This window comes from Guyparkeria sp. (assembly GCF_041687595.1).
Classification (GTDB): Bacteria; Pseudomonadota; Gammaproteobacteria; order Halothiobacillales; family Halothiobacillaceae; genus Guyparkeria.
The window spans coordinates 12,830-14,637 of sequence record NZ_JAWLBP010000048.1 but is presented as its reverse complement, the minus strand read 5'-3'; the positions used below and the strand labels follow the sequence as shown (position 1 = coordinate 14,637).

The 1,808-nt window shown below is 67.3% G+C and carries 2 protein-coding genes; both read right to left on the bottom strand.

The window, feature by feature from the left end:
• The coding region (locus ACESL5_RS07990) for a serine hydrolase domain-containing protein (protein WP_372592255.1) at positions 1-545 on the bottom strand (545 nt) is incomplete at its 3' end.
• A 131-nt stretch (positions 546-676) separates the two neighbouring features.
• A complete protein-coding gene (locus tag ACESL5_RS07985) occupies positions 677-1,633 on the bottom strand; it encodes an alpha/beta fold hydrolase (RefSeq protein WP_372592254.1) in 957 nt (318 codons plus the stop codon).
• Between the last annotated feature and the right edge of the window lie 175 nt (positions 1,634-1,808).

Sequence of the window (1,808 nt, the reverse complement as noted above, 5' to 3'; positions counted from 1 at the left end):
ATCGAAAAGTCCTCGGCGAGATGCTCGGTGAGCCCGGGTCGCGGCGCACCAGGGGCATAGCGCGCTGCATAATCGCCGAGGCCAATACCGGCGCTGTGGGACAGAAGCTCGCGCGGCGTGATTGGCGGCAGGCCGCCGGGCGGCTGCCAGTCGGCCAGGCATTCGGTCAGGGACGCGTCGAGGTCGAGTCGCCCAGTCTCGGCGAGTCGCATCGCGCCCCAGGCGGTGACGGGTTTGGAGATCGACTCGACGCGAAACAGCGCGTCCGGCGTCATCGCGCGACCCGCCTGAGGATCGGCCATGCCGAAGGCCTCCATCCAGACCAGTGTGCCGTTGCGCAGGAGCACGATCACCAAACCGGACACACCCTCGCGGGACATCCGTTCGGGTACCGTCTGCGCAAGGCGTTCTTCGAGCAGGATGGCTTCCCGGGCCGAGACATGCGACGCCGGCACAGCCGTCAGAACGGCCGCGACGACTACGATCCAGCCCGCCCAATGGGTAAGGGTCCGCACAAGGCCGACCGGCGTCCGGCCACCACTCATGGCAACCCGCTCACTGGCTCGCAGCCGAACACCTGAGCCTCCAGGCAGCCAGTAATGCCGAACTCACTCCGAACGACTTCTTTCCAGGTCATCTCGGCGTCCCTGTCAGACTGGCAACGACTTCTTCGCGATCAGCCTCGCGTCTCGACGAACGCGGCGATCTCCCTTGCGACATCGGTGTCATGACCGAGCCAGATATGGCCGCCCTCGGGCCAGATCGTCAGTGCGGCTTCCGGGATGCGCTCGGCAAGGCGTCGCGCGGTGTCTGCGGTCCCGAAAAGGTCGTCCTCGCAGGAGAGGATCCGTGTCGGAACCTCGATCGCCTCATAGGCCGTGGGTGACGGCGTCCCAGCCCAGAAGGCATCGTTGCGCAGGCCATCCACCCTGCGGCCGATGGGCATGAGACTTTTGAGAATCAGCTCGGCACGACGGCGCTCCTCGGGGTCCACTTGCGAGAGCAGTGCGGGATCGGTCGCAAGCAACGTGCGGATCATCTGCCGCGGCGCGAGGGTGGAAAGCGACCAGAAGGCCAGGTCCGAGCCAAGCACCAGATCCACTGCCATCTTCTGCGCGATCGTGAACTCCACCGGATCGCGGCCGGCAAGATTGGCCGCCGGCACCAGCAGGACAAGACGAGAGCACCGGTCCGGATGCCGCAGGGCGAACTCGGCCGCACTGAGGGCACCGGCCGAGCCGCCGACGACGGGAAGGCGCTGGATCCCGAGGGTGTCGAGCAGTTCCACCAGCACATCGGCCTGGTGAGCGGGGGAGGCATCGTCGGGAAAGCCGCTGCGCAGATAGCCGAAGCGCGACGGCGCGACGATCCGAAAACCACCCTCGCGCAAGGCATGGGCGAACAGGAGCCCCTGGTCGAAGCCGCCTCCCGTGCCATGGATCATCATGAGCGGCGGCCCGTGCCCCGCAACGGCGTATTCGAGCGCACCGGCGTGCGTATCGATGACGCTGCTGCGCCGGGCGAGCCGCGCCTCCGCGCCTGCCATCGACGCGCGATACGCGCCAACGGTCCAGGCGCCGCTCGCCAGAACGATCGCGCCCATCCCGACAAGGAGTGATCGGCGGGTGATCATTGGCCTGCGCCCATGGCGAGATCGGCCAGCGCAGCCTCAAGCGCCGGGACGAGCTCGGTCTTGTCGTCCAGAAAGCCGGCATCGGTGTTGATCTGGAAGGCAACGGTGATGCCATGGGCGGCATAGTGGCGCAGGCTCGAGACGTACCCCGGGATCCAGCCGCCATGGCCGTAGA

Excerpts from the sequence above, each read along its gene's own strand:
- ACESL5_RS07985 (WP_372592254.1), bottom strand. The coding sequence starts at position 1,633 with ATGATCACCCGCCGATCACTCCTTGTCGGGATGGGCGCGATCGTTCTG.